Annotated in this window: 2 protein-coding genes; one reads left to right on the top strand and one right to left on the bottom strand. The window is 61.6% G+C overall.

Annotated features, from left to right (window positions below; translation table 11 throughout):
* The first annotated feature begins 328 nt into the window (after nt 1-328).
* Nucleotides 329-1,759 carry a thioredoxin-disulfide reductase gene (gene trxB / locus NW837_RS00605; RefSeq protein WP_414328790.1) on the top strand — a complete coding sequence of 477 codons (1,431 nt, stop codon included), beginning with the start codon at nt 329-331 and terminating at the stop codon, nt 1,757-1,759.
* A gap of 86 nt (nt 1,760-1,845) precedes the next feature.
* On the opposite strand, the gene purL is transcribed toward trxB, so the two are convergent.
* The coding region (gene purL, locus NW837_RS00600; RefSeq protein WP_414328789.1) for a phosphoribosylformylglycinamidine synthase subunit PurL at nt 1,846-4,001 on the bottom strand (2,156 nt) is incomplete at its 5' end.

Below are 4,001 nucleotides of genomic sequence, written 5' to 3'. Positions count from 1 at the left end.
TAGAGCAGAGCAGGCTCAGGGCTACTGAAAGCCCGCTCCGTACCGCTTAGCGGTCGGAGCCGGGTAGTTTACACACCTCTTTTCCTTCTGGCTTGGGTCAACCGGGATTGGGTGTTGGGGATCCAAAACTTGGGCAATGGCCGCCACTTGGCCAACCTCTGGGCAGAGATAACCCTATGGGATGGGCAAAAAAGGCCCCAATGGCCTGAGGCGAGCGAAAATGAGGCTAATAGGCCTCGGCCTCGACCGGTTCGCCAAGGGGTGTTAAGCTAAAGCGTAGTCGTTATGAGTTTGGCTTTTATTCCCATTGCAGAAGGAGAGACATCGGATGACAGAGCAAAGTCGGGTTGAGAATGTGGTGATTATCGGCTCCGGCCCTGCTGGGTTTACAGCAGCCATTTACGCTGGGCGTGCCAACCTGAAGCCGGTCGTGTTTGAGGGGTTCCAGGCGGGCGGGATCCCGGGCGGGCAACTGATGACCACCACCGAGGTGGAGAACTTTCCGGGCTTTCCCGAAGGCATCACCGGCCCCCAACTGATGAAGAACATGCGGGCTCAAGCGCAGCGGTGGGGGGCAGAACTTTACACCGAAGATGTCACCTTTGTGGATTTAAGCCAGCGGCCCTTTGTCGTCCGTTCTGACGAGCGGGAATTGCGCACCCACAGCCTGATCATCGCCACCGGGGCCACAGCCAAGCGCCTACACCTGCCGGGGGAGGAGACCTACTGGAACCGGGGCATGTCAGCTTGTGCTGTCTGCGATGGGGCTATGCCCATGTTCAGAGGGGTGGAATTGGTGGTGATCGGCGGCGGCGATACTGCCTGTGAGGAGGCCACCTACCTGACCAAGTTTGGATCCCATGTGCATATGCTGGTGCGCAGCGACAAAATGCGGGCCAGCAAGGCCATGCAGGATCGTGTTCTCAACAACCCCAAGATCACTGTGCACTGGAACACCGAGGCGGTGGAAGTGATGGGCGACGGCCTGCGCCTGACCGGGGTGAAAGTGCGGAACAACCAAACCGGCGAAATACGCGAGATGTCAGTGGGTGGCCTATTTTATGCCATTGGCCACAAGCCCAACACCGACTTGTTCAAAGGACAACTGGAACTGGATGAAGTCGGCTACATCGTCACCCGCCCGGGATCCGTGGCCACCAGTGTGGAGGGGGTGTTTGCCGCCGGCGACGTGCAGGATCACGAGTTTCGTCAGGCCATCACCGCCGCCGGCACTGGCTGTATGGCGGCCATGTTGGCAGAGCGCTGGCTCTCGGAACACGGCTTGGCCCAGGAGTATCACGTCCTTCCCCAAAGCCATCCTGAACCCAGCCCTGCTGCGACTTCTGCGGCAGAGTCTGCTGGGGATCCTGCTGTTGAGGAGGCCAGCTTTGAGGAGAATGGACAGGATGACTTAGACTTCAGCAAGACTTGCCACGAGGGGAGCTATGCCCTGCGGCGACTCTACCACGAAAGCGATCGCCTGCTCATGGTCAAGTACACCGCCCCCACCTGTGCCCCTTGTCATGCCCTCAAGCCGATCTTGAACAAGATCATCGATGAGTTCTCGGACAAGCTGCACGTGGTGGAGATCGATATTGAGAAAGATCCGGAGATTGCAGAGGCAGGGGGGGTGGCGGGCACCCCGACGGTGCAATTTTTCAAAAACAAGACGCTGGTGGCCCAGTTGGTGGGCGTTAAGCCCAAGTCCCAATATCGAGAGGTGATCCAGGCCAATTTGTGTGAGGAAAAATCCCCCTAAGGATGTTGTCCTCTCCAACCTCTGGCCCCTCTCCCCAAGGGAGAAGGGAGCTGGGCGCAGAAAACGGTTTCCCAACCGAGGCTCAGCTAGTCCGAAAAGGCACCGTGGTAGGCGGCCTGCATGGCTGCCAAAGACACCACCAGTAAGGGATCCTCTTCTGCCGTCCTTAAGAGCAGGGGATCCGCAGGGGATCCCACCTCTCCCAAAAGCTGCCACTGGCCGGCAAGCTGCGCTTCTAAGTAGGCTTCCCAAGCAGAGCGCTGGGCCGGATCCACAGAAACCAGGATGCGGCTGGATCCCTCGCCAAACAGGGCCTGATCCCAGCGCAAGGATCCAGGAGCCAGGGAGAGGGTTGCGCCGCGGCCTCCGCTCAAGCAGGCTTCTGCCAAAGCCACAGCCAATCCCCCCTCGCTGCAGTCGTGGGCAGAGCGCACCCAGCCCTGGCGGATTCCATGGCGACAGGCAGCTTGCACCCGCTTTTCCAATTCCAGATCCACTGGCGCGGGCCGGCCCGTAACTTGCTGGTGGATGACCGCCAAATACTCGCTGCCCCCCAAGCTGGTGAGGGCCTGGGATCCCAGGAGGTAAATGAGATCCCCTTCTTGCTGCCACCCCTGGCCACAGATGCATTTCAAGTCGGGAATAAGACCCACCATGCCAATGACAGGGGTAGGGTAGATAGCCTGCGATCCCTGGGGGGTGAGGGTCTCGTTGTAGAGAGAAACGTTTCCCCCCGTTACCGGCGTACCGAGGGCACGGCAGGCATCTCCAATCCCCCGACAGGCCAGGGCCAGCTGCCAGTACACCACCGGGTTTTCGGGATTGCCAAAGTTAAGGTTATCGGTAACAGCTAGGGGATCGGCCCCCACACAGGTGAGGTTGCGGGCAGCTTCCGCCACGGCTGCCTTGGCCCCCTCGTAGGGATCCAAATACACCCAGCGGCCATTGCCATCCAGGGTGGCAGCGATGGCCTTGCGGGAAGCTCGCAGGGGCGGCACCTCGCCCACGCCAAACCTTTGGGAACGGATGCGGATAACCGCCGCATCTCCCTGGCCCGGCCAAAGGACGGTGTTGTTTTGCACCTGGTGGTCGTATTGGCGATAGATCCAGGCTTTGCTGGCCAGGGTGGGGCTGGCCAAAAGCTGCAGCAGCACCTCTTTCCATGCCAGCGTTGCCTGAGCGAGGTGGATCCCCTGGCAATCACAAGGGGGTAGAGTGGCGGGATCCCATTGCCACGCTGCCTGCACGTAGGCTGGCGGCTCTGGCAACACCGGACGGACATAGACGGGGGTGTCTTCGGCCAAAGCCCGCACCGGCACCTGCACCACGCAGGATCCCTGGTGCCAGATCTCCACCAGCGGCTCGGCAATGACTTCCCCGGCCACACTAGCTTGCAAACCCCAGCGGTGGAAGATCTCCATCACCTCCGCCTCGCGGCCTTTTTGCACCACCAGCAGCATCCGCTCCTGGGATTCCGAGAGCAGGTATTCCCAGGCAGCCATGCCGCTTTCCCGCGCCGGCACTCGGTCGAGGTCAAAGCGGATCCCCACCCCTCCCTTGGCGGCCATCTCCGCGGTGGAGCAGGTGATCCCGGCTGCCCCCATATCCTGGGCAGCCACCACAGCTCCTGTGGCAAAGGCCTCCAGACAGGCCTCGATGAGGCACTTGCCCAGGAAGGGATCCCCCACCTGCACTGCCGGCCGATCCTGCTGCGCATCCTCCTTGAGCTCGGCGCTGGCAAAGCTGGCGCCGCGGATGCCATCCCGCCCGGTGGTGGCGCCCACGTACAAGACCGGGTTCCCCACCCCCCGCGCTGCCGATTTCACCACTGCCGGCGTCTCCAGCAGCCCCAGGGCCATGACGTTGACCAAGGGATTGCCGCTGTAGCAGGGATCCACCGCCACTTCTCCCCCCACTGTGGGTACCCCGACACAGTTGCCGTAGTGGGCAATGCCCTCCACCACCCTGGCCATCAAGCGGCGGTTGCGGGGATCGGTTAGCGGCCCAAAGCGCAGCGAGTTAAGCAGGGCAATGGGACGGGCGCCCAGGGTAAAGATATCCCGCAGGATCCCTCCCACGCCGGTAGCTGCCCCCTGGAAGGGCTCCACTGCCGAAGGATGGTTGTGGGACTCGATCTTAAACGCCAGCCAATCCCCCTCCCCCAGATCCACTACGCCGGCATTTTCCCCCGGCCCCACCACTACCCGCTCGCCCGTGGTGGGAAAGTTTTTCAGCAGAGGGC

Origin of the sequence: Synechococcus sp. R6-10 (assembly GCF_047461815.1) — a bacterium.
GTDB lineage: Bacteria > Cyanobacteriota > Cyanobacteriia > Thermostichales > Thermostichaceae > Thermostichus.
The sequence above is the reverse complement of the archived record's forward strand: the minus strand, read 5'-3'. Positions and strand labels throughout refer to the sequence as shown.

What these genes read in the sequence shown, in the direction of transcription:
- trxB (WP_414328790.1), top strand. Translation starts at nt 329, where the DNA reads ATGACAGAGCAAAGTCGGGTTGAGAATGTGGTGATTATCGGCTCCGGC.